This window comes from Streptomyces sp. NPDC001536 (assembly GCF_042894505.1).
GTDB lineage: Bacteria > Actinomycetota > Actinomycetes > Streptomycetales > Streptomycetaceae > Streptomyces.
Window position 1 is genome coordinate 194,171 of sequence record NZ_JBIAVQ010000003.1, and the last position, 26,999, is coordinate 221,169.

The 26,999-nt window shown below is 64.4% G+C and carries 24 protein-coding genes and 1 tRNA gene; 8 read left to right on the forward strand and 17 right to left on the reverse strand.

Annotation, left to right across the window (positions count from 1 at the left end; genetic code table 11):
• Positions 1–98: 98 nt before the first annotated feature.
• The 3 genes from ACFY0U_RS09815 to ACFY0U_RS09825 all read left to right on the forward strand — a co-directional run bounded on the left by ACFY0U_RS09815 (position 99) and on the right by ACFY0U_RS09825 (position 2,216).
• Complete coding sequence (locus ACFY0U_RS09815) at positions 99–1,025, forward strand: metallophosphoesterase (RefSeq protein WP_388632853.1); 927 nt, start codon at positions 99–101, stop codon at positions 1,023–1,025.
• A 277-nt stretch (positions 1,026–1,302) separates the two neighbouring features.
• Complete coding sequence (locus ACFY0U_RS09820; RefSeq protein WP_388632856.1) at positions 1,303–2,100, forward strand: Pr6Pr family membrane protein; 798 nt, start codon at positions 1,303–1,305, stop codon at positions 2,098–2,100.
• A 42-nt stretch (positions 2,101–2,142) separates the two neighbouring features.
• A tRNA-Pro gene (locus ACFY0U_RS09825) sits at positions 2,143–2,216 on the forward strand.
• A gap of 79 nt (positions 2,217–2,295) precedes the next feature.
• On the opposite strand, the gene xerC is transcribed toward ACFY0U_RS09825, so the two are convergent.
• From xerC to ACFY0U_RS09895, 14 genes are all read right to left on the reverse strand, one after another.
• A complete protein-coding gene (gene xerC, locus ACFY0U_RS09830) occupies positions 2,296–3,462 on the reverse strand; it encodes a tyrosine recombinase XerC (RefSeq protein WP_388632859.1) in 1,167 nt (388 codons plus the stop codon).
• Positions 3,462–3,650, reverse strand: a complete 189-nt coding sequence (locus ACFY0U_RS09835) for a helix-turn-helix domain-containing protein (RefSeq protein WP_388632862.1) — start codon at positions 3,648–3,650, stop codon at positions 3,462–3,464. The genes xerC and ACFY0U_RS09835 overlap by 1 nt, the downstream gene beginning before the upstream one ends.
• Positions 3,647–4,948, reverse strand: a complete 1,302-nt coding sequence (locus tag ACFY0U_RS09840) for a replication initiator (RefSeq protein WP_388632865.1) — start codon at positions 4,946–4,948, stop codon at positions 3,647–3,649. The genes ACFY0U_RS09835 and ACFY0U_RS09840 overlap by 4 nt, the downstream gene beginning before the upstream one ends.
• 132 nt (positions 4,949–5,080) lie before the next feature.
• Positions 5,081–5,326 carry a SpdD protein gene (locus tag ACFY0U_RS09845; protein WP_388632868.1) on the reverse strand — a complete coding sequence of 82 codons (246 nt, stop codon included), beginning with the start codon at positions 5,324–5,326 and terminating at the stop codon, positions 5,081–5,083.
• A gap of 14 nt (positions 5,327–5,340) precedes the next feature.
• On the reverse strand, positions 5,341–5,535 hold the full coding sequence (locus ACFY0U_RS09850; protein WP_388632871.1) for a hypothetical protein: 195 nt from the start codon (positions 5,533–5,535) through the stop codon (positions 5,341–5,343).
• A 9-nt stretch (positions 5,536–5,544) separates the two neighbouring features.
• A complete protein-coding gene (locus ACFY0U_RS09855) occupies positions 5,545–5,736 on the reverse strand; it encodes a mobile element transfer protein (RefSeq protein WP_388632873.1) in 192 nt (63 codons plus the stop codon).
• Entirely contained in the window at positions 5,736–5,939 is a 204-nt protein-coding gene (locus tag ACFY0U_RS09860) for a hypothetical protein (RefSeq protein ID WP_388632876.1), read from the reverse strand. Before ACFY0U_RS09860 ends, ACFY0U_RS09855 begins: the two co-directional genes overlap by 1 nt.
• 18 nt (positions 5,940–5,957) lie before the next feature.
• Complete coding sequence (locus ACFY0U_RS09865) at positions 5,958–6,590, reverse strand: DUF2637 domain-containing protein (RefSeq protein ID WP_388632879.1); 633 nt, start codon at positions 6,588–6,590, stop codon at positions 5,958–5,960.
• Positions 6,590–6,796, reverse strand: coding sequence for a hypothetical protein (locus ACFY0U_RS09870; protein ID WP_388632882.1), 207 nt, complete (start codon positions 6,794–6,796; stop codon positions 6,590–6,592). The genes ACFY0U_RS09865 and ACFY0U_RS09870 overlap by 1 nt, the downstream gene beginning before the upstream one ends.
• Before the next feature lie 83 nt (positions 6,797–6,879).
• Entirely contained in the window at positions 6,880–8,253 is a 1,374-nt protein-coding gene (locus ACFY0U_RS09875; RefSeq protein ID WP_388632885.1) for an FtsK/SpoIIIE domain-containing protein, read from the reverse strand.
• A gap of 5 nt (positions 8,254–8,258) precedes the next feature.
• Entirely contained in the window at positions 8,259–8,609 is a 351-nt protein-coding gene (locus ACFY0U_RS09880) for a hypothetical protein (protein ID WP_388632888.1), read from the reverse strand.
• A 123-nt stretch (positions 8,610–8,732) separates the two neighbouring features.
• Positions 8,733–9,461, reverse strand: coding sequence for a GntR family transcriptional regulator (locus ACFY0U_RS09885; RefSeq protein WP_388632891.1), 729 nt, complete (start codon positions 9,459–9,461; stop codon positions 8,733–8,735).
• 62 nt (positions 9,462–9,523) lie between these two features.
• Complete coding sequence (locus ACFY0U_RS09890; protein ID WP_388632894.1) at positions 9,524–9,988, reverse strand: ATP-binding protein; 465 nt, start codon at positions 9,986–9,988, stop codon at positions 9,524–9,526.
• A 278-nt stretch (positions 9,989–10,266) separates the two neighbouring features.
• Positions 10,267–11,007 carry a GntR family transcriptional regulator gene (locus tag ACFY0U_RS09895; protein WP_388632897.1) on the reverse strand — a complete coding sequence of 247 codons (741 nt, stop codon included), beginning with the start codon at positions 11,005–11,007 and terminating at the stop codon, positions 10,267–10,269.
• A gap of 80 nt (positions 11,008–11,087) precedes the next feature.
• Between ACFY0U_RS09895 and ACFY0U_RS09900 the strand changes: the two genes are divergently transcribed.
• Both ACFY0U_RS09900 and ACFY0U_RS09905 read left to right on the forward strand, forming a co-directional pair.
• Entirely contained in the window at positions 11,088–12,173 is a 1,086-nt protein-coding gene (locus ACFY0U_RS09900) for a DUF1152 domain-containing protein (RefSeq protein ID WP_388632902.1), read from the forward strand.
• On the forward strand, positions 12,170–12,949 hold the full coding sequence (locus ACFY0U_RS09905; RefSeq protein ID WP_388632905.1) for a hypothetical protein: 780 nt from the start codon (positions 12,170–12,172) through the stop codon (positions 12,947–12,949). Before ACFY0U_RS09900 ends, ACFY0U_RS09905 begins: the two co-directional genes overlap by 4 nt.
• Before the next feature lie 410 nt (positions 12,950–13,359).
• Here the strand turns inward: ACFY0U_RS09905 and ACFY0U_RS09910 are convergent, their stop codons facing one another.
• A complete protein-coding gene (locus tag ACFY0U_RS09910; protein WP_388632907.1) occupies positions 13,360–15,693 on the reverse strand; it encodes a hypothetical protein in 2,334 nt (777 codons plus the stop codon).
• Between the two features lie 765 nt (positions 15,694–16,458).
• Complete coding sequence (locus ACFY0U_RS09915) at positions 16,459–17,607, reverse strand: DNA cytosine methyltransferase (RefSeq protein ID WP_388632910.1); 1,149 nt, start codon at positions 17,605–17,607, stop codon at positions 16,459–16,461.
• A gap of 503 nt (positions 17,608–18,110) precedes the next feature.
• Between ACFY0U_RS09915 and ACFY0U_RS09920 the strand changes: the two genes are divergently transcribed.
• From ACFY0U_RS09920 to ACFY0U_RS09930, 3 genes are read left to right on the forward strand one after another with little or no spacing between them, the layout of a single operon-like run.
• Positions 18,111–19,949, forward strand: coding sequence for a hypothetical protein (locus ACFY0U_RS09920; RefSeq protein WP_388632913.1), 1,839 nt, complete (start codon positions 18,111–18,113; stop codon positions 19,947–19,949).
• Positions 19,949–21,388, forward strand: coding sequence for a hypothetical protein (locus ACFY0U_RS09925; protein WP_388632915.1), 1,440 nt, complete (start codon positions 19,949–19,951; stop codon positions 21,386–21,388). The genes ACFY0U_RS09920 and ACFY0U_RS09925 overlap by 1 nt, the downstream gene beginning before the upstream one ends.
• On the forward strand, positions 21,385–26,427 hold the full coding sequence (locus ACFY0U_RS09930; protein WP_388632917.1) for an FtsK/SpoIIIE domain-containing protein: 5,043 nt from the start codon (positions 21,385–21,387) through the stop codon (positions 26,425–26,427). Before ACFY0U_RS09925 ends, ACFY0U_RS09930 begins: the two co-directional genes overlap by 4 nt.
• A 47-nt stretch (positions 26,428–26,474) precedes the next feature.
• Here the strand turns inward: ACFY0U_RS09930 and ACFY0U_RS09935 are convergent, their stop codons facing one another.
• Positions 26,475–26,978: a very short patch repair endonuclease gene (locus ACFY0U_RS09935; RefSeq protein WP_388632920.1), complete on the reverse strand. Its 504-nt coding sequence runs from the start codon at positions 26,976–26,978 to the stop codon at positions 26,475–26,477.
• Positions 26,979–26,999: the final 21 nt, after the last annotated feature.

Consider the following 26,999-nt stretch of genomic DNA (forward strand, 5'->3'; position numbering starts at 1 on the left):
CGCAGGTGTGCGAGGCCGGACGCCCGTCGATTTCAGGCGGCCGGCTTCAAGGGACGGCGGGGGACGGGGTACTTGCCGGGTCTGACACGATGGGACCCATGCGCGCGCGATACGGAGTACCTCTGTCGATCGCGGCGGCTGGCGCCGCCGGTCTGGTGTACGCGGCGGGCTTCGAAGCCCGCTCCTTCCGCCTCCGACGGGTCACGGTCCCCGTCCTCCCTGCCGGAATGCGTCCCCTGCGCATGCTCCAGGTCTCCGACATCCACATGGTCGGCGGTCAGCGCAAGAAGCAGCGCTGGCTGCGGTCGCTGGCGGGCCTGCGGCCCGACTTCGTGATCAACACGGGTGACAACCTGTCGGACCCGGAGGGCGTCCCGGAGGTCCTGGACGCGCTGGGTCCGCTGATGGAGTTCCCGGGGGCGTACGTCTTCGGTTCCAACGACTACTACGGCCCCAGGCCCCGCAACCCCGCCCGCTATCTGCTGGAGAAGGCGAGCGGCCGCCACGGTCTGAACGGCAACCCGCCCGCCGTGGGCGTGGTCCACAACCCGTGGGAGGACCTGCGGGACGGTTTCGACAGCGCGGGCTGGCTCAACCTGACCAACACCCGCGGCACCCTCAAGGTCGAGGGCGTGTCGATCGAGTTGACCGGCCTGGACGACCCGCACATCAAGCGCGACCGGTACGCGGAGGTGGCCGGCGGCCCGTCGTCCTCCGTGGACTTCTCCATGGGCGTGGTCCACGCGCCGTATCTGCGCGTCCTCGACGCCTACGCGGCCGACGCCTATCCACTGATCCTCGCCGGCCACACGCACGGCGGGCAGCTGTGCATCCCCTTCTACGGGGCGCTGGTCACCAACTGCGACCTCGACACGGAACGGGTGAAGGGGCTGTCGACGCACACGGCCGAGGGCCGGACGTCGTATCTGCATGTCTCGGCGGGGTGCGGGACGAACCGCTATACGCCGGTGCGGTTCGCTTGTCCGCCGGAGGCGACGTTGTTGACGTTGGTGGGGCGGGGGTAGGTGGGGGGTGGGGGTGGCTTCCGTACGGGGGTGGCTTCCGTAAGGGCGTGGCTTCCGTACGGGGGTGGCTCTGGCATGGGGCTCCCGCACGGGGCGGCTCCCGCACCGGGGAGGGGCTTCCACGCGGGGTAGCTCCTGCACGAGTGCCGGGGCGTGCCGGTGAGGAGGGTTTGGTTGCGGGCCGGCTCCGTAGCTCCCGCACGGGTGCCGGGCCGTGGGGTAACCCGCACGGCCCGCCCGTATCGCCCCTTTTGTCAGGGGTGCTTAGCGTGAGGGCATGACCGCCCCGATACCCAGGGACATCCCGGACCTTCCCGCGATCCCGGGCATGCCCGCGCTGCTGCCCTCCCCCGTCCCCGCCACGGCGGTGGTGGCCCCCGTACGCCGCCCCCTGGCCGCCACGTACCGTCTGCTGGTCGCTCTCACAGCCGCGGCGGCGGTGGCGATCGACCTGCTCCTCGGCAGCCCGGCCCGCGTGCTGAGCTACTTCTCGATCCAGAGCGCGATCCTGCTGGCGCTGGTCTGCGTACTGTCGGCGAAGCGCGCGTGGAGCGCCCGCCGCCCGCTGCCGGCCGCGCTGACGGGTGCGACGCTGCTCTACGTCCTACTCGCGGGCTCGGTGTACCACCTGCTCCTGGCCGACGCGACGACCCCGTTCTCGATGACGGGCGGAACGACGGCCCCGACCGGCTGGCAGTCCCTGGCGAGCCACGTCCTGCACACGGCGCTCCCGGCCGCGGCGCTCGTGGACTGGCTGTTCCTGACCGCACCCGGCCGCCTCCACCTCCGCCAGGCGGCGACGTGGCTCCTCTACCCCATGGCCTACCTCGCCTTCTCCTTCATCCGAGGCGAACTGCTCCTCCCCGGCACCCAGGCCCGCTACCTCTACGCCTTCCTCGACGTCGACCTCCACGGCTACAAGAGCGTCCTCGGCAACGCCCTCCTCCTCGGCCTCTCCTTCTACGCCCTCGCCGTCCTCCTCGTAGCCCTCGACCACGCCCGCCCGAACCCCCTCCGCCACCGCGCCCACCACCGCGCGAAAACCGGATTTCGTCTCCAGCCACCAGTGGGCTAAAGTAAACGTCGTCGCCGCGACAAGCAGGACAAGCAGCGACATCGGGGTGTAGCGCAGCTTGGCAGCGCGCTTCGTTCGGGACGAAGAGGTCGTGGGTTCAAATCCCGCCACCCCGACAGCCAAAACAGCAGGTGAGGCACCTACGGATTTCCGTAGGTGCCTCACCTGTTTCTGCATGCGTGTCTATCTGCGTGACTACCGCTTTGGGCCGCGCTCAAAGATGCCGTCCATGACCACGGCGCCGGTCTGGATCACGGGGCGAATCTGCTTCCGATAGACCTCCTCGGTAACCGCCGTACCGGAGTGCCCGACGAGCCGGGAGATCTCCTCCAGCGGGACACCCCGGTCAGAGAGCAACGACACGAAGCTGTGCCGGAGCTCCCGGGGAGTCCACTCCGCAGCGTCGACCCCGTCGACATCCTTCAGTGCTTGGCGGAAGGCGCGGCGGACGTTGGCAGCGTCGAGCGGCTTGCCAACGGCCGAAGAGAAGACGAGGCCGTGTTCCTCCCAGGCGTCTTCCGCGGCGAGCCGATCCCAGCCCTGGTCTTCGAACTGCTGCCAGAGAGCTTCGACGCAGCGCGCCGGCAGGGCGAGGGTGCGCCGGGACTTCCGGGTCTTGGTGTCCCCGCTCCGCCTAACTGAGCGCCACACGGCGATGTGTGGAGGCTGCGGCGGATCGAACTCTGGACGGCCCTTCAGGAAGACGTGGTCCCAGGTGAGGGCGCGTAGTTCTTCGGTCCGGGCCCCGGTCAGCAGCGCGACGACGATGTACGCGTACATCGAGGTTCCTTCGGCCCCTTTGAGCACAGCCTCAGCTTGGGCGAAGGTGAGCGCCTTGGACGGGCGACCGGCCTGGCCTTGAGGCACCGAGCACAGCTCGACGACGTTGCGCTTCACTTTGTCTCGCGCCATGGCCCGTTTGACCGAGCGGTTCAGGCAGGAGTGAAGGCCCTGGAGTGTGCGCGTGCTGAGCGTCTTCGCCTTGGTGGCCAGCCAGCGGTCTACGTCCTCCGCGCTGAGGTCACGGAGCTTGCGAGCGCCGAGCGACGGGATGACGTGCTTCTGGCTCAGGAGGGTTGTGGTCTCGACGGTGCTGGGGTCGAGGCCGGCCAGGCCGTACGTGAGCCAGTCCGTCACCGCGTCTTTGACCGTGTAGTTGGTGGGTGCGATGGCGAGGCCATCTTCGTGATCCCGCAGTACTTCCTTGAGCTTGTTCTTCGCCTCTGTCTTGGTCTTGCCACTCCCCCGCTTCACGATTCGCTTGCCGCTTGGATCGAAGCCGAGGTTCGCCGTGGCGATCCAACGCTGTCTCTTCTCGTCCCAGTGCAGGCCGCCGTCACCGCGGCTACGGCGCTTCGTCATCAGGCCGCCTCTCCCATCTGGCCTCGGATGAAGGCGCGTACAGCGGTGTCCGGGATGCGGCGGCAGCCGTCGACCTTGATGGAGACCAGGCGCCGGGTGCGGATCAGGTCGTAGACCTTGGTGCGGCCGAGCTTGAGCCGGGCCATGACCTCAGGAACGGTGAGCAGTTCGGACGAGGCCGTAGTCATGTGGTGGGTTCTCCTTCCGTTCCGCGCGCGGGTTCGAGGGAAGCCGCGAGCCAGGTCTCGGCAGCGCTGAGACCTGTTCCGGCGAACACCCAGTGGGCGAGGACGAGCGTGGTTTCGCCGTCCTGTGGGACAGGCGGTGCGGCTTGGGCACGGCGCCATTCGGCGCGGGCGTCGCGGAGGGCGCCGAGAGTGGTCGAGTAGCGGCGGGACTTGGTGGAGAAGTGGCCGCGGAAGCCGAGCATGTGAGCCCAGGCCCGCAGGCGCAGGTCTGCCAGCTCGGGGCGCGCGCCGAGGGTCCAGGCGGTTCGGATCATGCGCCGGGCGTGGTCACTGATCCGGGCCTGAGCCAGTTCGGCGAGGAAGCGGATCGGGCGATCCAGGGTGCCCGTCGCCGTCTCTGCGCCCTTGGTCGCGTACTTGGCGATGTACGCCGCTACAGCCCGCTCGGTCAGCTCCTGGCCGCCGTCGAAGTCGGCGGAGCGGATCGGGCGTACGTCGAGCTGACGGCCGAAGACGAAGCGGTGAGACCGGCCGTCGATCTGGGGTCCGGCGATACGCGTGGCAGCGACTGCGGCTTGGATGGCGTCGGTGAGCAGCCCGGTCGAAGCCCAGACTGGGGGTGCGGTGTCTCCTCCCTCCGGGCCGTCCAGGCGGATGACCGCGTGGAAGTGGACCGCGCCGCGCTTTTGGTACTCGGCCACTTTCGCGAAGGAGATGCGGGCGTGGTCGAGGAAGGCTCGTTGGGTGAGGCCGGCGCGCTTGGCCACCTCTCGGCGGAGGTAGATCGAGAAGCGCCGCCACAGGGCACCGGCATGCGCGTTCCAGAGCACGGCTGCTTCGTAGTCGTAGGTGTCCGGGTCGAGTGGTGTGCCCAGGGCAGGATCGTTCTCGTCGTGCCGGGTGCCGCAGCGGCAATCCCGGCCGCCGTTCGGGCGGTTGTGGACCGGGCCGAAGCTCGGGGCGGTCAGGGTTGCGAAGACGCGGGGGTGTGTCGCGACCTGTTCCGAGGCGCCCTTGCCGCCGCGCAGTCCGGCGGTGATCAGGTGGTAGGTGTCGCGGCGGTAGGTCTCGGCGCAGGCGGCGCAACGGGTCGCGCGGCGGTTGTTGCAGCGGACCAGAAGCTGACCGGCGGGGAGCGTGGCGGAGTCGAGGTGGTGCAGGACTGCACCGATCTCGCCGGTCGTCTTGTCGACCGCGTACACCGTGCGGTGGCCGTCGAGGCGGACGGGGTGAGTGCAGCCGCCCAGGCCGGAGAGTTGACGGCCCAGCTCGGGCATGGTGCCGAGGGAGGCCAACATGGAGAGTTCCGCCAGTGGGGGCGGAGTCTGCCGGGTGATGATGGGAGTTCCTTTCGGCTGTTTCGGCGGTTGGGAGGGACGGCCCCGGGGCGGCGGGATGCTTGGCGGCGTTGTTGCCGCCCCGGCGGCCGGTCAGCGCCTGTTGGCGCCGTTGACGAGCGAGCGCAGGACCACGGCGGCGATGGCGACCGAAATGGCCGTGATGGCGACGGCCGCCAGGAGCGCGGTGAGCACGACGCCGACGACGACCACGGCGGCGACTGCGCCCGCGTAGGGCGTGAGCGACCGGCCCGCGGAGGGCACCGGGACGTGCGTTTGCTGAGGCACGACGGATGCCGTCGGCAGGGTCGGGACGTCGGGAAGCTTGGGGCGGAACATGGTGGACCTCCTTGTCACTTGTCGGTGCCGTTGACGACGTCGACTCCGGAACGCGTGCCGGACTCGATGGCGGGGGCGAGGAAGGTGAACGAGAGCCAGAAGCCGAACAGAGCGATCACGACGGCCACCCAGAGGCGGATGCCGAGGAACTTGATCGCGGCCCAGGCGATGACACCCAGGACGAAGACGAGCGGGAACGAGACGGTCACGGGGTCTCCTCAGCGAGCGCGGCAACGGTGTGTGCGGGCGGCCAACTCGGCGGCCGGGCGGCTGTCGTATTCGGTGGAGAAGCCGCAGCGCGGGGCAGTGCAGGCGGCGGTGTGCTTCTCGCGGCCGCGTTGGTCGTAGTACGTGGCGACCTGGACGGGGCCGATGCGGACGACCTTGCGGAAGCGGGGGTTGGCGGTCATCAGGGCGTCTCCTTGTCGGGCTTGGCCTCGGTTTCGCCGGTGAAGTCGGTGACGTGGTCGGCCAGCCAGCGCAAGATCTCGTCGCCCTCGTAGCTGTCGGCGGCGATGATCACGGGCTCGGCGATCAGCACGGCTTCGGTGAGGCGGTTCTGTCGAGTCAGCTCGGCGGCGCGTTTCAGCGCGCGGAGCGTGGACGGGCGCATGCGGAAAGTTCCTCCGGGTCAGGCGAGTTGGTCGGCGATGGCTTCGGCGAGCGGCAGCGGGATGCCGAGCCGGGCGCGAAGCGTCGAGGTGTCGATGGGAGTTCCAGTTCGGGCGCGGTGGTCGTCGGCGACCTTGCGCGCGTGGGCGACCAGAGCGGGCGGGACCTTGGTTGCCGGAGGCGGAACTGACTCCGGTGCAGCAGCGGGTAGTTGAGGTGCGGAGGAGGGCGCCGGGGCCTCATCCTGGGCAGTCGGCTTCTCATCTGGGCCCGGTGCGGCTTCCGGCTCCGGAGATCCGTGCACGAGCAGCGTTCCGCCGAGGAAAGCGACGGCCGGCCATCCGGCGACGAGGATGCGCAGCCAGGCCGGTACGGCGCCCAGGTCGAGCAGCCCGGCCGTGGCGATGTTCGCCCCGAGTGACGCGGTCAGCGCGACGAGGAACCAGCACCAGGCAGCCGTCTTGGTCCCGCCGGAGCGGAGCCGCCGCCACGCGGCCACCAGGAGCAGGTCCACGCTGATCGGGTAGGCCCATGCCTTCCAGCCGCCCTGTCCGGCAGCGGCAGCCAGGTCATGCAGGTGAGCGAAGGACAGGGCTCCAGCGATGACGGCCTGGACCAGGACCGCGTCCACTCGGACGGCGGAGCGAGCCATCAGAACGCCGTGCCGGGGTAGTCCGGGCCGTCGTCGGGGTCGTAGCCGGGCGGGAAGACACCGGGCGGCGGGTCAGGCAGAGACGCCGCAAGCGACGGTCCCAGAGCCTCGATGAAGTCCTCGTCAGCGCCAAGCACGTCGGCATACAGGGCGAGTTGGCCGAGCAGTAGGACGGTGCGGGCGAAGTCCTCGCAGTTGGGGCACATGGAGACCGCTCTCCCTTCTTCGGGCATGGAGGGGGTAGGGACTTGGCGCGGGACGGCCGCGCCGGCCGTTGGATCGGGGGTTGCTACTCGGCGACGGGAAGCGGGGCGGTCACCAGCCCGGAGTCCTTCACGGGCGCAGGCGGGACATACGGGCGGAAGGGCACGAGCGCCGGAACATCCGGGGCGAGGTGTGCCACCTCACGGCACGTGGCCGCAGCATCGGATAGGGACAGATACGGGGTACGGATGCGCGACCAGCCGCCGGAGGTGTCGCCGACGACGGCCAGTCCGGGCAGCTCGGCGGCAATGGCGCAGGCCGCGTAGACCGCCTCGGGGGCGATGTCGCCGAGCGCCATCTTCGCGGAGGCTTCGTCGTTGACGCGGTGGCAGACGCGGCCGGTGAGCTGGGCGCGGAGCATGGTCGCTCCCTTGCCCAGTTCGGCACCGAACCGCTGTCCGCAGACCTCCAGGTAGATCCCGGCGGCGCGGCCGAGTTGGGCGAGCCGGATGAGCTGGGTGACCATCTCGTCTCTCCGCTCCTCCTCCTTGCGCGCGCTGACGAGGAAGAGTTCGGCCACCTCATCGATGAACATCACGATGGGAGCGGGGCGTTCGTCTTCCGGCAGACCCCAGATATCCGAAGTGATCTCTTCTTCCGGGGTGCCGGGCGCGATGCCCTGCCGGGCTTTGATCAGGTCGTAGCGGTCCTCCATTTCCTTGACGAGCACGGGCAACAGCTCGGCCGCCTGATCGGGGTCGGTCGCCAGCGCGGAGAACCGGGCGGCGAACGGCGCCAGCTCGACGCCGCGCTTGCAGTCGATGCCGACCAGAGCGACCGGCTGAGCCGCCAGCTTGGTGAGCAGGTTCCGCAGGTACATGGATTTGCCGGACAGCGTGGCGCCGAGGACGAGTTCATGCGGTACGGCTCGGTAGTCACGTACAAACGCCGTGGCGTCCTCTCGTAGAGCCACCGGAACCCGCAGGTGATCACCGGCTGTCCGGCGAGGCATCCGCACCTTGCGCAGTACGTCGAAGCCGACGAGCCGCAGTTCGACGACACCGGGCTTGATGTCGCGTACGTACACGGCGTGCACGCCCCAAGCGTGGCGAAGGCGTTCCGCCGAGGCGGCGACGTCCGCCGGTTCCTGCCCCGGAGCCAACCGCAGCCGAACCCGAAGGCCCGTCGAGGTGGGGCGGATCAGTCCCCGGCGGGGAGGCACGGGCCGTACCTCCCGGCGGGTCGTCGCCCTGACGGCCAGAGCCCGCCACCTGGGCGGTTCGACCGTGAGGCCGCAGGCATCCATGGTCGAGGTGTACGAGGCCAGCAGCCGTGCCACCGAGATCGGCAGCCCGACCGTGGACCAGTACGCCGCCGGGTAGGCGTGCCGGGCGTAGGCCGCGCCGCCTATCGCGGCGAGCGACCCGCCCAGCTCGGCCCACGTCACGAGGTCGGTCACGTCGATCAGACCGCCTCAGCCATCGGGAAGGCACCAGGTGCAACGGCGGTGGCCCGGTAGGCAATGCCGTGCCGCTGCTGCCCGTTGAACACGCTCTCCCAGGGCCGGGCAATCAGCCCCGGAAGCGATACCGGGGCGCCGACGGCAAGTCCGTCGGTCACACCGCTCTCGGGGATGGTGACCTGGATCAGAGACGAATCGCCCTCGTCGATGAAGACGACGCCGACAGTCATCAGCGCCTCGCCGCTCACAGCATCCTTGGCGATCTCGCCGGTCTGCCGGTCGCGCACCTTCGGCGCCGGCGCTTCGGTGAGCAGGATCGTGGCGGACGAGGCGTCAACGCGGATCACACGCACAGGAATTTCTCCTTCTGAGTCGATCAACTCGCCACCTGACAAGTTGACTTAGCAAGTTCGAAGTTAAGGTTGCTAACTTGACTTGTCAAGTGGCTGTCAAGAGCAACTCGCCCCGAACAACGCTCAGTTCAGCCGGTAGGTGTCTTCCAGCTCTTGCCGGTCGGCAGGCAGCAGCACATCGACGACCTGCAAGGCTTGCCCCGAGGTGTCGCAGGCGATGACCAGCACGCTGAGAACGGGAACCCCCTCAGGGAGCTCCAGAAGTTCAGCTTCTCCGCCGTCGGGCAGTCTCGCCGAGACGCGTTCCGTCACATAGTCGAAGCGCACCTTCTTCCGCGCCTCAAGGTGCTCGCGGACGCTGCCGCTCAGCGCTTCGGGCGACTCCAACTCGGTTCCGTCGACCAGGCCGGCGGGGAAGTAGGACGAGACCAGCTCGACAGCTTCGCCGTCCTCCTCGACCAGGAACCGACGCACGAGAACCTTCGCCCGCTTGGGCAGCCCGAGGGCGGAGGCAACGCGAGAGGGAACGGGCACGTGGCCGACCTCGATCAGGCGGCCCGGCGTCTGCGACTCGTCACGCTTCAGCGCGGCTCGACCGCGGCGGTCCTGCTGCTCGACGACCTCGGGGCGCCCCCGCACGATGGTGCCGAATCCCTGCCGGGACTCCAGCCAGCCGTCACGCTTCAGCAGCTCCAGCGCCCGCACGACGGTGGGGCGTGACATCCCGAAAGCCTGCACCAGTTGGTTCTCACTGGGCACCCGCGTACCGGGCGGGTACGTGCCGTCCTCGATGCGACCTTGGATGGTCTGAGCGAGACGCACGTACTTCGGTGGCTCCACTTCATACGCCATGAACGCCGCCCGTCGAGATTGGCCAAGTCAACTGGTCAACCAGACTAGCGAAACTTACACACTCACAGTAGGACGTAGCCGAAGCCTTCATTCGTCGGCCAGGCGTCAGCCACGACGGCGGACACCACCGTCCCACCGAATCGACTGGGCCCGGAGTGCCACGACTCAGCGATGGAGTCGACGAGCAACAGGCCCCGTCCGTGCGCGTCGTTGGCCTCTGGACGCCGCAGCCGCACGTTCGCCGGGAAGCCGGGGTTGTGCACTTCGATCCGAAGCGACGTCTCCACGCGGTACCACTCAAGGCGCACCCACCAGAGCTCATCCGCCCGTCCATAGAGAACGGCATTGGTGACCAGCTCGGAGACCATCAGCGTGCAGTCTTCGATCGAGCAGGCCGGGTTGTACGGGGCAATGAGCTTCCGGAACCATCGTCGGGCTCGGGGGACCGACTCCGGCGCCGGAAACAGGATCATCGCTCCGAGTCGTGCGGTACCGAATCCGCGACGGCCGTCGGTGGCGTCATCCATCCGCGCTCACTCCTTGCCGCTGCCGTCACAGTCGAGGCAGCGCCGTTTCGATGTGGCACGAACGCGGTCGTTGGCTACGGAGAGCGCCAGAGCCGTACGGGAGCCGACGCGCTTCCAACCACGCCCTCGGCATCCCCGGCAAGCTAACCGCGCACTCTTGTCCGGCCGCTGACTCGTCACGCCGTGCCCCCTTCCGATCCAAGTGGCCTTAGCCACTTGGTGGATAGTGGCATTAGCCACTTGGACTACGCAAGCAGTTCGACATAACTGACGAGTCATCAGGTCAGCGGGTAGCCCTGCTCGAAGGCCCAACGATGCGGGGGATAGGTGGCTTCGGCGAACTCCAACGGCCGGTCCTGGAGGTCGAAGACGACGTGATGAACGATCAGGACAGCCTCATCAGGAGCCAGTTGCAGGTCCGCCGCCTCCTCGTCGGTGGCGCCCCGAGCACACATGCGGTCCTCGGCATAGCTACCCTGGCGCCCCGTCATGTTCTCGACGTACATCAGCGTCCCTTGCTGAATCCGCTCAGGATCCAGAAGCTTGGGCGCGCGCTCGGCAACGTCAGGAGCGAACCACGAAGTGGACAGCGTGATCGGCCCGTCCTGGTTGTTGGTCACCCTCCGCCGGTGCACGGCCCGACGGTCCTTGACCAGGCCCAAGGCCTCGGCGACGTGATCCGGCGCATCCAGCCAACCGGCCGACGTGATCACCGCGTACTCACCAGGCGTGTAGATCTTCCCGGTCTGCCGGGCCCGGCCGTACAGCTCACGCGCCCGCCGGTTGACCTCCAGGCTGCGCACATAAGTGCCCGATCCCTGACGCTTCTCGACGAGCCCCTGATGGCTCAGCGCTTCCAACGACCGTGCAGCCGTTGGCCGGGACACCTTCCAGTCCGCCGCCAACTGCCGCTCCGAGGGCACCTCATCCCCCGGCCTCAGGTCTCCCCGAAGAATCTGATCGCGGATGAAGTGCGCGATCTGGAGATACTTCGGCTGGGCCTCCTCAATCTGAGGCATTCGCCCTCCTCGTCCAAGTGGCTATGGCCTCTAGCCACTATAGGGTGAGTGGTCAACCCCGTACCCCGTACGCTGGCCGCATGAAGCGGTTGATCGTCGCAGCAGGAGGAGGGGGCGACGCAGTCGCCGCCGCAATGCTTCACGCCGCCCTCTACGGCGACGAGGACCAGGCGGTGATCCTCACGTACGCGTGGGACCGCTTGCTCGTCGATCCGGTACCGGGCCCGCGGGGACCGGACAACTTCACCGGCCTTGAGCAGCTCACCCCGGCGGTCTGGGCGGTGCCGGCAGATTCCCGGCCGATTGCTCCAGCGGGCTCGACACTCCCCCGGCTTGCGGCTGAACTCCCGCACACCTTCGCCCTCATCGACCCGCATCACGGCGCCGAGGGCGTCACCCGCCAACTCGAAGAACTCGTCAGCCACCTTTCCCCTGACTCCATCGATCTCCTGGATGTGGGCGGCGACATCCTCGCCCGAGGCGACGAGCCGACTCTGAAGAGCCCGCTAGCAGACGCTCTTACGCTCGCGGCATGTTGCCAAGTGAACGCCCCCGTGCGGCTCTTGGTCGCAGGACCCGGACTGGACGGTGAACTGCCGCTCGACGACGTACGCGGCATGCTCGGCCCGCTCATCCACACCTTCACCGCGAAGGACGTCGAGTCGGTCAGCCCGGTACTGGAATGGCACCCGTCCGAGGCAACCGGGATGCTCGCGGCGACGGCCCAGGGTGTACGCGGTACATGCGAAGTCCGCGACGCAGGATTGCCCGTACCTCTCACAGACGAGAGCCCGACAGTCCACCAGGTCGACTTGGACGAGGCGTTGAGCCGGAACGAGCTAGCCCGTGCAGTCTTGACGACTGAAACTCTGGACGAGGTGGAGGCTTACAGCCGCGAGATCTGCGGCTACTCGGAGATCGACTACGAGCGCAACAAAGCCGGGTGGTTGAAGGACCAGGCAGATGCGGGGCTCGATGCCGACTCTGTTCTGTCCCAACTCGACGAGTTCGAGACCGAAGCCCGGGGCCGCGGAATCACTCACACGACCTTTCGTCACCTCACAGAGGTACTGAGCCTCAGCGGCTCCCATCGCGACGGTCTGCGCCAACTCCTCATCGCCCGCCGCCCTCAGCAGTACGCAGCGCCCCTGTGGCGGATCAGATGACAGACATCCACAAGCTCTCTTCTCCCGGCGCTCTCCCCGCCCCACAGGAGACGCTCACCCGAACCAATTGGGCAGAGTTGAATCACGCTTACGGGCCGGCCGAAGACGTACCGAAGGTGCTGGTCGCGCTCCTGGACCCGAACCAGGCGGTGAGAACCAAGGCGCTGGGCGACATCCATCACGTCGTGCACCATCAGAACACTCTCTACGAGGCGACAGCGCCCACAGCCCTGTACGTGGCCGCGATCCTTTCCGACCCACGGACGACATGTTCCGTCGACAAAGACCGCTGGTCCTTCCCAGGCAACATGCGCGCCGAACTACTGGGTTGGATCGACTCCGTCGCCAACGACGTCACTGACGCGGCCTACATCATCGACAGCGAGCACGGATTTCCTCTCGACGACTATCCGTCGGCCGTTGCCGTACGCGATATCCGGCCGCTGCTCTTCTCAGCCGCCTTCGCGTACACCGATGACAGCGACCGTCATGTACGCGAAGCAGCCATCGCAGCGTGCATCCCACTCCTGGACGATCCCAGGGTGCGTCATCACCAAGCAGCACTGGTCCCCCTGATCCGGCAGATCCTCGGAACCAGCGAACTGTGGCAGTACCGGGAGCGAGCCATCGACGCTCTCGACGCATGGGGCGAGGACTCAACGGGGCTCGAAGGCCAGTGCGACCCCTTCTGGTTCTGCAGCACCGACCTTGTACCGGACCACCGCACGCGGTATCCGGGCGCTGACGCGGGTTGCAGCGAAGAACCGCCGTTCTGACCTGGCCGTCCCACAAACCCGAACGCTGCCGATAGCTGAGTAACAACCTTCTTCACGGGTTCAAGGCGGCTCGCTCCGCTCCCCGCGCGCGGCCCGGCCCCCGGCCGGGCCTGCGCTCCTGTCTCCGCCCCGCTCCAGCCCGGCCGGCGCCCGTTCCGCGCTCAAAGCATGCAGCCGCCTGGCGTTAGAGAAGGGGTACATCGTGGCTGGGGCGGTCGGCTCCACGGCTTTACGGAGCCACTTTGGCGCGAGCCTCGAAGATCATGGCCCCCACGTCGTGCTTTACCGGGCAGGTCCACAGACTGCCCGACGCGCCGGAAGCTTACGGGGCCATGATCACTCGCGCCAAAGCAGCGCCACCCCAAAGCCGCTACACCGACCTTGACTCTCGTCCATACCCAAATCCCGCCCTACGTCGAGGCAGGCAACGCCGAATGCGTGAATGCACGCTCAAGGCCATCACCGTCCGAATTTTCGATCACATCTACGACGAGGCGACGGCCGCCGGCGTCTCCAATGGACACCCAGCTGGGTAGCCCCATTTCTTCTTTTTTTCGATGCGAGTACTCTTTAATTTCACGGCGAAGCCTACCTGTTTGAACAATTCTTTGATTAATGTAGACAGTTACGCCAAGCCTACCGTTATAGACCTGAGTAGCATTCGACCAACCTACTGCCTGAACCCTATTTTTCGCTCGGACAAGGAAAGTATTCCATTCACCCCAAGCCGCTTCATCTCCATCGATAAGGGCGAGAGATGCCGTAATCCAATGATCCGGACGGACCTCCTCCAGGCGACTCAATAGATTGAATAGCTCCTCTGGAATTTCGGGAGAAGGCTTTTCCACATGAGTAAATCCGTCAAGATCTCTGGTTAGATACCAAGAATCAATGGGATCGGTGTAGCTGAGGAGTCGCATCCTGGCGGGTCCATCGACGAGAAATCTGTCGAAGAAGAGACCTTCCTTAAGATAATGTCCAACCCAATCCAATTCATCGTGCGCCGACACAAACGCCTGCTTCTCCAAACGCTGTCGCCTAATGACATAATGCGGTAGCAGGCTGCCGTGCAGAAGATCCGTTACCACCATGAGGTCAGCCAAGGAAAGGACCCATGGGATCGGTCGATCCTCCGACAGGTTCCCATGCTGAACCAACTGATGAGTGTCAGTTGCCCATACGGTTACGTCATCAAGGGTCACGATAACTTCAAATTGGAACCTCTTACGCAACGCATCGGAGCACTTCCCGAGCCCGATGGCTTCGGGGCCTTCGTCTCGAAGGGCATCAGCTAGTGCTTTGTGCTGCGATGCCGCTGATTCGATCAGCTCTTCAATGTTCTTCTTCATTCTCCCCGGTGCACCCCGCCGGGCGGCCGCGTGGAGACGTCCGGCCTTTCCTTGGATGCGAAAGGAAACGTCATCAGAAGATACGAGGCCATCCAGGTCACTCTGCGTTACTGACGATTTCCATGGAGTCTCGTAATGTTTGGAAGATCCAGGAAGAGCGCTTGAAATTAGATCGACAGCCTCACGGACTAGGTATTTACCCCGGGCCGCCAAATACCTCTCCCACAGCTTCCCTCTTGCCGCATTTCTCAGCAAGTCCTCCATCCTCGGCCTGAGCGCTTCAAACATTGCAGCCGGTACAGGAAGGATATACCCTTGATCGGTCTTTAGAACTGGTCGTTCAGTAAGGGGATGGGCACCGGCAGGATACTTGTGCCGCTCATCGTTATATTCCGCAGGGTCACAGGCGAATGAATCCAGAATTGACTCTACTGACTCAACAGAGATCGACAATGTTGATGAAAGCTCAGATGGAAGAACGGTGCACAAGGCACGCGATTCCGCCAATGCTTGAGCGGTGACAAGCATGGATAGATAGTTCTTGCCCTCTGTAGGTGAGGCCTTGACTAGCCACCTGGGGAAGGGGCCATTCCCTTTCCTTCGCTGCTTCTTCAACAAGAGGGATAGGGGGCCAAAACTATCGGCAGCCTCCCTGCGAAGCGGATGAACTCTCGCTTCGACGATATTGTGAATCTCGTGAACGACTGCGACTGCTTCCGCTGCCGTATAACCCAAAAGCTGTCGGCATTCGTCGTCAAATCCAGTGAAGCAACCGAGAAGTATCTTCGTGAGATGTTCAGGGTAACCCGCCCCCCTTACGCTCATTGATTCAATACGAGTCCTCAAGATATACTCATCCTCGATATCATTCTCTTTTCCGCGGACGTCTTTCAGTGCTCGGAAAAGGGTGATCTCGCCGGTGGCGTCAAAGAGTTCGCGAGCCAGTTTGATAGCTTCGCCAGTGAGAATCGCCGTCTCCAGCGGGTCACCTTTCGATTCCACCTGCGATGAGCCGTCTACATATGGGAGTGCCCGCAGGGCAAGGAATTCGATGTGAGACGGGAGCTGATCGTTCTCGGACTCCCGAAAGGTCGCTGGATCGATTTGGGCGTATGTCAGCGAAGCTCGACAAATCAGATCGAGCGGATCGGTCGCAGTGAGAATCTCATCCAGGCGGGCACTCGACCTTTCTCTTTCTTTATCAAGCTCTGAAGCATATGGTCCGGCGAGATAGTCAACGAGCTCTTCCATCTCAGCCTGACTGCGCGTTCCATGTGTCTCAATAAAACGCCCCTGTCGGACCATAACTCCATACGGAAGTTCAGCAATTTCGATTACTTCTTCCGGAGGAATGGGATTGCCACGCTTCCGACCTCGCTTGCCGCCATTCCCCATGGATCTACCTTTCGCTTTACAAAAGATTCTTTCCAGAGTATTCAAGAGCCATGTAGCCGAATTCCTGCCTAGCAAGCAGCAGGAAAGCCTGCGAAGGGGATGCCTGTGTTCAAACCTTTTGCCGTGTGTTCGCTGGGAAGCTCAATGACCGGAGCCACCAGCGTCATGTGTGCGAGGTGCCACACCAACCACAAGCTCTGCTTGCCATGAGACAGACGATACGCAACGTGATGGTCGCCCTGTACTGGATATGTCACAAGATGCCCGAGGGCGTACCCCCTCGAACTAATGCGCGATAGGGAGCAGCAATGATCACAGTTGCAGTCGCGCCAAGTTGGCTGCTGCCATACAGGAACGAAACAGGACCAGGGGGAAGCATGTCCACCGGACCCGGCGGAGGGATGTCAACGGGTCCAGGAGGAGGGTTGTCTACCGGACCCGGCGGCGGCCTCTCTACCGGTCCGGGGGTGGCCTCTCGACTGGCCCCAGGGGCGGACTCTCCACAGGTCCGGCAGGTGGGTTGTCCACAGCTCCAGGAGGAGCCCTCTACAACGGACCGTGCGCCAACCCCTATCGCAGCGTGCAGCCGCCTCGGCATGTTTTTCTGCCATATCTCAAGGAGCACGGCCTTGGGAACTTCGCCGACCTGTTGGAGGGTAACGGCTAGGGCACACACGGCAAGCGCTGAGTGTCTACTCTAATGGGCCACCAGCTGGCCATTCGCCTACCTCAAGTGCCCTCGGGTGGAAACAACCCTTTGCAGGCTCAGCAGGCGAGGTCGACTGCGGCAGCGGCAGCGAAGTCGTCCTCAAGCTGCTGGGAAGCCTCGTCCTTCACCAGCAGTACCTCAGCGTCGAAGAGCTTGGAGGTCAGCGCTTCTGTGAGGGGTGGGGGTACAGCGTTGCCGATGATGACCTGAACTTCGGTGCGAGTCAGCTCGTAGCGAGGTTTGACCCTTTCATCGACGAACTTGAAATAGTCCGGGAAACCCTGGACGCGCGCGGCTTCGTGGGCGGTCAGACACCGCGGAACTTCAGGGTGGACAAAGCGTCCGCGACCCATCGTAGCGAAACCGCTGGTAATAGTCTGAGCCGGACGGTCCCACCACAAACGGCCATACATCGAGGTGTAATTATGCTCGCCCTGATGACACTCAGGGCGTTCTTCGTTCGGCAGGTTGTACGCGTCGTTCTCGAAGAGATACTTCATACGTCGCTGGTTATCCGCGTTGGGTACGGCAGCCTCATCGAAGAATGACTTCGGTCGGACGTCGAGCAGGTCCCCGATCGCCCAACGCAAGTCATGAGGTGCGGCTTTGTGATCTTCGACCTGCAGCAGGTCGGCAGCCGAAAAGCCAAAAGGTAGGGCGTCTTCGCGGATGGCCAGCAGTATGTGACGTTTGCGCGTCTGGGCGACCCCGAGCTTCAGCAGGTCGATACGGCTGGTGGCAACGTCATATCCAAGCTTTCTAAGGTGAACGATGGCGCGGGAGACCACCTGCTGCTTGTCATTGACGACAGCCAGCACGTTCTCAATGACGACCGCGCGAGGGCGCAGCACCTCTGCGGCACGAGCCATACGCAGGTACAGCCGGTTCTTGGGATCATCTCGGCGAGTGTGATTATTGAGGTTACTGTGCCCCTGGCACGGCGGTCCGCCGATCAAGAGTCCGACCTCACCCACCGTGGACCGCGTCGCAAGCTCCTGAGCAGTCAACGAGGCGCCGAGGTCGCCGTCGAAGTAGGACTCAACGCTTCCCTCTTGCACGTTGGCCTTGGGAAAGTTGGCCTTGAAGACCTTGGTGGGAGCTGCCTCGAAGTCAACTGCGAGACGAACGTCAAGCGAGACGTCACGCTTGTGGGCTGCCTGGGCAATACCCAGCGTGAGGCCACCGCAGCCCGCGAAGAGGTCCACGACTCGCAGGGAGCCGACGCCCTCCTCAAACTTCGGCCGCCGCTTAGCCTGCAGGGGGTACTGATTACCCACTCGTGCCCCCCATCTGCCCTTGCCTGTCGAACCGGCGGAACGAGCGGTCATGGTACTCGATCAAGGATGAACGGCGCGCGGTAGACCGGTAGGTCAGTGGCGCCTGGCGTGCCGATCACGACGCTTCTAGGCCCCGTGTACCAGCATCACGAGCACCCTGAACCATCTCGTCATCGGCCATCACCTGCGGCACCGTTGCTACCCCGCGGCGTCAGTAGGTCCCGCACGCGGCCGGTCCTGAACGAACCGCGGTCAGCGTCGAGCGCCTCAGCGCCAACCACAGCGATCCGGGACTCTCACGGGCCTCACCCACTCCCCCGCTGGCGAGGCAGGCGTACTTCAGCGCCTGGCAACGCATTTGATCTACCGTCAGCAACGCTGCCAGCTAAAATTCTTCAGCGCGCCCGGCCCGGTCGACGAAGGACAGCAGCATGCCGCTAGAGGTCAACAAACACGTCCAACGGATACGTCGCTATCAGCCGTTCGACGTCGACGCCTCGGAGATGATTTACGAGCAGGCGGACCAGGCGGACCGGACGCAGTCACCGTACCCAGTCGTGACGCTGGAGTACCTGGTGAGCGCCATCGAGCAACCAACTACGAAGACCATCGTCCTCACCGGGGACGCCGGGCACGGCAAGACGAGCCTGTGCGCCAACCTGCTGGCCGAGCTGAGGATGGGTGGCGAAACAGTCCCATCAGATGTCCGAAGGACAGTCTTCAACGAGTTGCTCAAGGACGGTGACGCCGGCCGCCCTGTTGCCCTGACCCGTAGTGGGCGCCCGCTGTACATCCTCAGGGACCTCAGCGAGCTAAGCCTTCAGGCGGGCGCCAGCAAGCTCGTGGAGCTGCTTGACCCCCCGGACAAGGGGGTCGCGATCATCTGCGCAAACGAGGGCCAGCTGCGTAAGTGCGTTGCCGAAGACGACAACCTCGACCGCGGCGGCACCGGTCGCGCCAAGATTTTGGTGAAGACCCTCACAGATGGCATTGCTCGTGGGCAGGTCAGCGACCCCGAGGGCGCAGTCACTGTCATCAACCTCAACTACCAGTCCGTAGCGGCTGACAGTCGCACTGGCGGGTTCGTCCCTTGGGTTCTGAGGCAGTGGACGACCCCGCAATGGTCGCGATGGAAGGCCTGTGAGACGTGTGATGCACGTGAGGTCTGCCCGATTCTGGCCAACCGGAACGAGTTGAACGATGCCACTCACGGGCCTCAGCGCCGGGCCGCGGTCCGAGAGCTATTCGCTGCCGCCGAGCGCGCCGGAGCCGTTGTTACGACTCGTCAGGCGCTCTCGGTGACCAGTTACATGATCACTGGTGGGTTGTCCTGTGAGAACGTCCACGCCAAGTACCAGCGGTCGCACTCGAACAGGTTGTGGCAAGCACCCCACCTATACCATCAGGCGCTCTTCGGTGACCAGTTGACCCAGCAACAGCGTCATCGTGTTCCTGCGTTCCTCACGCTGCGCAAGCTGGACCCGGGCAAGGTCTCTCGTCGCCAGGTTGACGACCGTCTCGATCCAGACACAGCCGGCCGGTTTCCTCCCGGGGATCCCAAAAGTTACCTACAGAAAGCCCGTACGACCCGAGACGCGCAGAAGCAGGCTGAACAGCTGAGGGGCTTGTACACGTTCCTGCGACGTGCTGACTTCTTCAACAGCATCGACAGCGAGGACCGGTTTGCCCGCATGGGCTTGCAGGCCGGCGACGACTTCGTCACTGTCCAGAACGACAGAGGGAACCTGGCGGACACCACGGTGCGCGACCGTTTCCTCAAGGGTTTGGAAGCCGTCCAGGGTATCCACCGAGCCGGGAGCAACCCTGACTTCCTCGTCCTCGACCCGGCCTTCTTTGCTCAACGCGCCCGCGCGGCGGTGATCTCCCGACGGGTGTCCAGCAAGAACGTCGAGGTGGTCGACCAGGTCACCCAGTGGCAGAAGGAAGGCCGAACGGGCGACATCCCGGGCATGCGGAATGCAGTCGAGTGGCTCAACCGCTCCATCTTCATCCGGATCCCAGCCATCACTCCTGGCCAGGGCGCCGTTTCGGTCGAAGTAGACCTTCTGCGCTTCGAGTTGCTGACACGGTGGGCCGCAGGGCTGCGTAGCGAGACCCAGCACGAGGCCGAGATCCGCGGACTGAGCGGGTCCCTGGCAGACCTGGCTGACTCATTGAACAAGGACGACGAAATCCAGGTCCTCGTGGGCAACGTCATGAGAAAGCTCATGATCGACGTCGGTGACAAGATCAGGTCGGTGCGGGCGTAATGGCTGATCGTTCTAAGTCAGAGGTCGTCCGCCGTCTCTTCGGGGTGAATCTTGAACAGCAGGGCCGAGGCTTCTACGTCCCACTGGAGATGCTTGCGATCGCCCGCGGCGTCTACCTGGCACATCAGGAAGACCCAGAAAAGCACGCGGGACTCCTGGACGCCGGAGACCGGGTTGCCTACAAAAGGACCTCACACGACCTGGCTCGGAGGATCGCAACCAGGGCCCCCATCGCTGAAGGAGACGACGAACTCAGCAAGGCGGTCGAGCTGGACTCTCCCGAGACGTTGGAGACGCTCCACGCCCTGTTCTCTTCCCTGTTGGTCGAAATCCCGGGACGCCGCAGTCAGCCCAACTGGTTCGGGGCGCACATCTATCCGTTCGTGGGTGAACTCATCCACTACGACGCAGTCGAGCGACCAATCGTCCAACGCGGCGCCACCCCCAAGAAGAAGGAGCAGGCCAGGAAGCTACCGGCCAAGGTCAAGACGAAGGCTCCGACCATCGAGCGCTATCTGTTCCGCGGCCCTGGGGGCTGGGCCTACAAGGTCCTGCGTACTGACTCTGATCCTGACCGCAAGGCAGCGACCCGGCAGGGCCTTGATGACCTCGTCCGGGACAGCGGCACCCCTCTTGGCAACCTCGCCAAGGCACTCAGCGCCCACGACTTCGACTACGACGAAGAGCCCTACGAAGACGATTCAGAAAGAGACATTGACCTGTACGAGGACCTCAGCCCGTGGCCTGGCCTGCTGAGGATTGGGGCTCGTAACATCGTCGCCCGGACTACGACGCCCCGGGCCAAGCGCACCGAGAGCCTCATGCACTGGGTCCCCTATTGTTTGGCTCGCCACCAGCTACGCCTCGCACGCGCGAAGTTGGGCCTTACCGATGGCGAGTCAATCCTCTTGGACTTCGGCAACGAGGCAACCCCGCTGCGCAGCGGGTCGCAGAAGAACCTCACCAGCTTCCGCAACGACATCGCCAACGCGATCAACGTCCAGGCCCGGGAAATGATCAACGAAGCCGAAGGCGACGAAGCTAGGAAGGGCCGCTACGAGCGATTCACCAAGGAGACCGGCAACGCGTTCGCATCGCCTCGAGCGTTCTTCAGTGAGACCCTCGCCGCTGTTGGAGCCCTGAACGCGACGGCCGGGCGCCGACATTTCACTATGAAGCCGCCGATGCTTGAGGCCCTGGTGTCTGCCACCATCCCGCAGGGCACGGAGATGGAGTTCGACCAGTTCTGTGCGCTGCTGTACAGGAACTACGGTCTAGTGACGGAGAAAACGGTCGCGGCTGTGAGCCCGTTGGCCCATGAGATCGACTCATCGGTCTTTGAACACAACGGCAAGGCCTTCCGGGACAAGCTGGCCGCTATCGGTCTGCTCACTCAGTATTCAGACGCAACGAGCATGGTACGAGGAGAGCCCCGTTGACCGACAGCAGCATCCGAGCGCTTGGCCGGTTCATCGCCGATGAAGCACTGCGCAAGGTCATTGAGACCAGCGGGGCCCGTGTCGGTCTGCGTATCAGCGGGTTCGATCCGCCGACCGTAACCGAGGCCCTCCGTCGCACGGCCCAGAGGCTGTCCGAGTCGCCGGAACTTCAGGTTGTAGTCAAGGTAGGCACGTCGGAACAGATCGCCGGCGTACCCGATGATTTCCTGCTGGATCGGGGAGACCAGCTGACCAAGTGGCGAAATTCCGGGCAGGGCAGCGCGGTGCTGCTGTTCGAGTGGGGACAGTCTCCGGACGCTGAGGGCCTGGCGGCCATGAGCGCTCTTGACGACGCCCCAATCCTAGGCGACCACCACGACACCTCCAGCGAGCGTGGATTCGACAGGTTCATGGCGGATGTATGGCGGGAAGCAGGTGGCAGCGGCACCGTTCCGGCCGTGATGGCCAGCTCACTGCCGGAGATCTGGCGCGCCGTCACCGATGAAGATCCCCTGTCCTTGCACCGCTGGGCTGCCTTTCTCGTCGAGACGGCGCAGAAGGTCGTCGCAACTCGGGTCCACGCACCTGACGTCGTCTGTACCGAGATTTCTGCAGCCCTGCCCGCTCTTGGCCTCTTCCCGGACCGGAGCCTCTTTGCCAAGCCTGCCGCACTGCCCGCCCGGATCAAGAAGAACGTATGCGTCAGTGCCTTCAAGCAGCCCACCGGCAAGGAAATCACCGCGGACGACCTGATAGACCGCATCGACATGGCTGAGTTCAGCGAGGAATCTCTGGAACACATAGGTGCGGACTCAGAGACTGTCAAAACGCGCATGCGCGACCTCGTACTCAACCACCGTGGGCCTGCCCTCCAGGATCGCCGTCAACTGCGCAGCGGGCAGGACCTGACCCTTTGGCTCGAGGTCTTCGAGCAGAAGTCCAAAAAGATTGGCCTTGGCCAGCAGGTCAAGCAGGAGATCTTGAGGACCGCCGCGGACCGGGTCGACGACTTCGACGCGATGATGATCGAAGAAGCGCTTGACCGCGGAGACCAGGAATCCGCCCAGCGCTTTCTTGACGAGACACCCGCCGGCGGCGCTGAACCGCTGGCCGACCTGCTGTCCAAGCGTTCACGCCGCAAAGTTGAGAAGCTCGCCTTCCCAGACTCTCAGTTCGTCCAGGACCCACTGCGTGCCCTGCTGCGCGAACTGACTTACTTCTCCGACGAAGAAGAAGGCTCCGTCGTCGTCCGACTTGAAGGAAACCAGGAAGCCGGGCGGTGGAGCCGCTGGTTGTTCGCCTTCCTGTACGCACGTACCCTGCGGGACATCCAGGAATCGACCAGCCTCCGTCTCACTCTGGAGGTCCAAGGCTCCCTGCTGGACGTGACCAAGCCGTCCCTACCGGAGAACCAAGAAACCCAAGAGCCGTTCGAACTAAATATCGAATGGGCGCCCCTGCGCTTCCTGGTCGAAATGGACGGAGCTACCCAGCGACGCTTTCGCTGGGACCCCATGGGCATTCCCGGCCAGATAGCGCTGGCAGCCCTCATCGACAGCTGGCAAAACCCCCCTGCCCACGCCAGCAATCTAACCTTCGACACCTTCCTTGAGAAGTTCAGCGACCCCAGGCAGTGGCAGACCGACGAACCGGTGCCTGCCCCTGAAACACACTTCGCCGGTCGGCTGGACCGCCTCAAGCGGAAGCACTTCGAGCGATTCTCCGAAGGGCTCGACGCCACGAACATCGGCGAATACGTACGCGAGTGGGAAGACATCCTCCGCGAAGCCCGCACCACCCTGGTTCCCGACAACGCTCCGGATACAGACCTTGAGGCAGTCGTGCTGGCTGACGTCGTCGAGCTGGCCGATCACCGCATGATGATGTTGGCCACCCACCCGTTGAAACTGCGATGGCTGGCAAGGAACTACACAGAGACCTCAAACAGTATTGAGATTGCCCTCAACAAAGAGGGTGGCTTGAGCCTCAACCAAGAGAACGAGGACCTCTTCTTCGACGCTATCGACCGCATCTCCCCACACGGAACACCAGCGGTCCTCGTCGGGCCGCGCGGCACGATCGCCATCCCGATGCGGGAATCGGCCGGCCACGAGGAGTACGCACCGGTCCGCCGCGGCGGCAACGAGTCCAAGGAATGGCTCTCCAGTGTCGACGAGGCCGCGATCGACGAGATGGTCCGCGTCATCACCGACTACCTGACGACTTACCCCCACAAGCTTGACGGCCTACGCCTACTGCTTTTGGACCGCAACGGCGACCCTGTCCTGCCCGTGCGCGTGGCCAAGCAGGTACGGGCCAAGAATCCCCGTCTGAAAGTCGATCTGGTGGTCCTGGCTCCCCAGGCCACCCATCACGAGATCATCCAGGGATTCGACCTGCAGTTCTCTGGCGCGGAGATGTCCGAGGACAGCTTCCTGCCCGACGTTCAACTCATCCTGCAGGCATGGGAGCCCGACCAGACAACAGACCTTTCGGGGCTGGAAGGCACCATTGACCTCGCCCTGGCTCCGGCACTGTTCGGTACCCAGACCAGTATCAAGGAGAGCACCAAGAAGGAATCCTTGTCGGGCTCCTTCAACCCCTGGAAGCACCCGGCATCACACAACCTGGCTCAGACCAGCGAGAACGTCGTGAGGGCGCTGTTGCCCGAAACCGCCGACGAGACTCTCGAGTCCTGGTCGACCTTGTGTGTGCGCTACGACCGCAGTTCCCCAGTCTCCCGGGAGAGTGTCGACGGCATCGACTACTTCGAGATGCAGGTGCAATTTCACCAGCACCAGAATCTGTTCGCCGAACTGCACAGCGTGGCCCACTGGGTCGTCACCCTTGACAGCTTCATTGGCCGTGAGCAGATCGATGCCCTGCGCAACCGCCCAGACGTCATCCTCGTCAAGCCGAGTGTCGGCAAGAACGAGTCGTACACCCTCATCGTCAGCTCACAGACCGGCAAGCAGTTCGTCGTTCAGCGACTACGACGCCGCCTGGAGCAAATCGGCGTCGTCACCCCGCAGGACTCTGAAAGCACCGCCCGGCGAATCTACGAGGTCGGCCGCAACGTGGCTCCGGGCGCCGTTCTGCGCTCCCTCGGCATCGGCACCACGGTCAACGAAGTTGTCGGCCTTGTGGCCACGCGGTTTGTCATCGACCAGCAGTTTCCCATCCCTCAGCAGGGCACGAGCCTAATCACCTGGATTAGCTTCGACGAGCACCACCGGTGGTTCGGTCGCGGACACAAAACCCGTGCCGATCTGGGCCGATTCATACTGACGGTCCAGGACGACGGCATCGTTCGCCTGGATGTTCTGGTCGCCGAGTCCAAGTTCCGCCAGACCTTCGACGTCGGCTCAGCGGAAGAGCAGCTCAACCGCACCACCGACCTGTGCAAGGATGCCTTCCGCTCGGGCGGCGAAGCTCGCCACGACCGCCCCTTCTGGCTGGACGAGCTGGCCGCCGCAATCGCTCAAACCAGCGGAAACGCTCTACGGGCCGCAGACCTTCCAGCGCGCACCACGATCGGCAAGGACGACCATCGTCAGGTCGAAGCGAAGGTTCTAGACGCCCTGCGCTCCGCGGATGTTCAACTCGGTCAAGTCTCCGGCGTTGCCGTGGCCATCTCAGCCGAGGACGACCAGCCGGCTCCGACGGTCAACACCCTCGGCAGGCACACCCTGGTGAGACTGAACAAGCACGAGCTGCTGAACCTCATCGGCGCTCTGCGCGCCAACCAGGACCCAACAGATGCCGACCACCTCGTTGACTCCTGGAACCTAAGTGAGCCCGCGAAGATCCCCGACACGGTCGTCAAACCCAGCTCAGGCACTTCCTCCTCCGAACTCCTCGCCCAGGAAGAGCAGGCAGCACCTGCCGAGGCTGCCGTAGCAACTGCTCGAACGCTCATACCGAGCGCAGCAGTCGCCGGAGACATCGCAGCAGAGGCCCATCCTCACAATCTGAATAGTCACCGCGATGGGCTCGGCGAGGAGGAGCTAAGGCTTCGATACAACAAAGTTCTCGACGTCTTCCATCGCCACAAGGTCGGAGTCACCGCTCCAGGAAACGGCAAGTGGCAGGAGGGGCCCGGCTTTTACATCTTTCGGTTCATCCCCGACCCTGGCGTCACCGTGGACAAGCTAACCAACCGACGCGACGAGATCTTTCTGGCGCTGGCACTGCCCTCCGGGTTCAGCATCCGCACCCGCAGCGACCGCGGCTCCGTGCTCTTCGAGATCCCCAAGATCGACGACGAGAAGTACGGGGTCGACGCCAAGGCACTGTGGCAGCGGTGCCCGGCCGACCCAGAGAGCCTCATCGCCCCGCTGGGCAGCGACATCGAAGGCAACCCGGTCGCCATCGACCTGTCCTCCGCGGACTCACCGCACTTGCTGGTGGCTGGCACTACCGGATCAGGAAAGTCTGTCGCACTGGACACAATCCTCAAGGGCTTGGTCCGGTACAACGAGAGCACCTTGCGACTCCGCCTCGTCGATCCCAAGGGCACCGAGCTTGTCGACTTCGAGGACGACCCTCACCTTGATGGCACGATCGGTATGGATGCCGCTGACGCCATCGAGATTCTCGAGGAAACTGTCGAAGAGATGACCGCGCGTTACGAGGATATGAAGGCGATCCGCACCCGCAAGCTCGTCGAGTACAACGCCAAGGTCGATATAGCGGACCGAAAGCCTTGGATCATCATCGTCCTGGACGAATACGCCGACCTCACCAGCGACCCCGATGAGAAGAAGAAAATCGAAGCGCTCCTCAAGCGCCTGACGCAGAAGGCACGCGCTGCCGGCATCCACGTCATCGCTGCCACGCAGCGTCCGAGCGCGGACGTTATCTCGACAACCATCCGCTCCAACTTCCCCGCCCAACTCGCGCTGAGGGTTAAGACCGCGACTGACAGCCGCATCATCTTGGACGAGACCGGCGCCGAGGCTCTGGCCGGGCAAGGCGACGCCTTCCTGCACACGGCCAAGGGCACCGTGCGGCTTCAGGTGGCCTATGACGGGAGCTGACCAGGCGGCCCCGCCATGGCTGACCGCAGCCGCCAGCGACGCGGCGGTCAGGAGGTCTTTCTCGGACGATTCGAGGCTTCGAGCTCCTGCCGCCGACCGGCCACTGCCTCAATGACAGTGGTGGCACACGCCTGTGGTTCGAGGTGCTCCCAGAAGCGGAGCACTAGCCAGCCGGCCTCCGCAAGGCGGTTGTCCGTGTCTCTGTCCCGCTGGATGTTCCGGCTGATCTTGTCTTCCCAGTACGGCCGGTTCGTCTTGGGCATCACGAAGTGTTCCGGGCAACCGTGCCAGAAGCAGCCATCGATGAAAACGGCCACCTTCACGGGGCGGAAGACCATGTCGGCCGTGCGGCGCATCTTCGGGAGCGGCTTTGCAGCCACGCGGTAGCGCAGACCAGCGGCGTGAACAAGCGAGCGGAGGAGCAGCTCGGGTGCGGTATCGCGATTCCGGTTGCCGAGCATGCTTCGGCGGTTCGCGGCCGATGACGCCCACGACCCCTCCGGCGGTGTCCACTCCGCGGCCGGTGTTTCTGGTTGTCTTTGCTCGCTCATATCTCCGGCAGCTTAGGGACG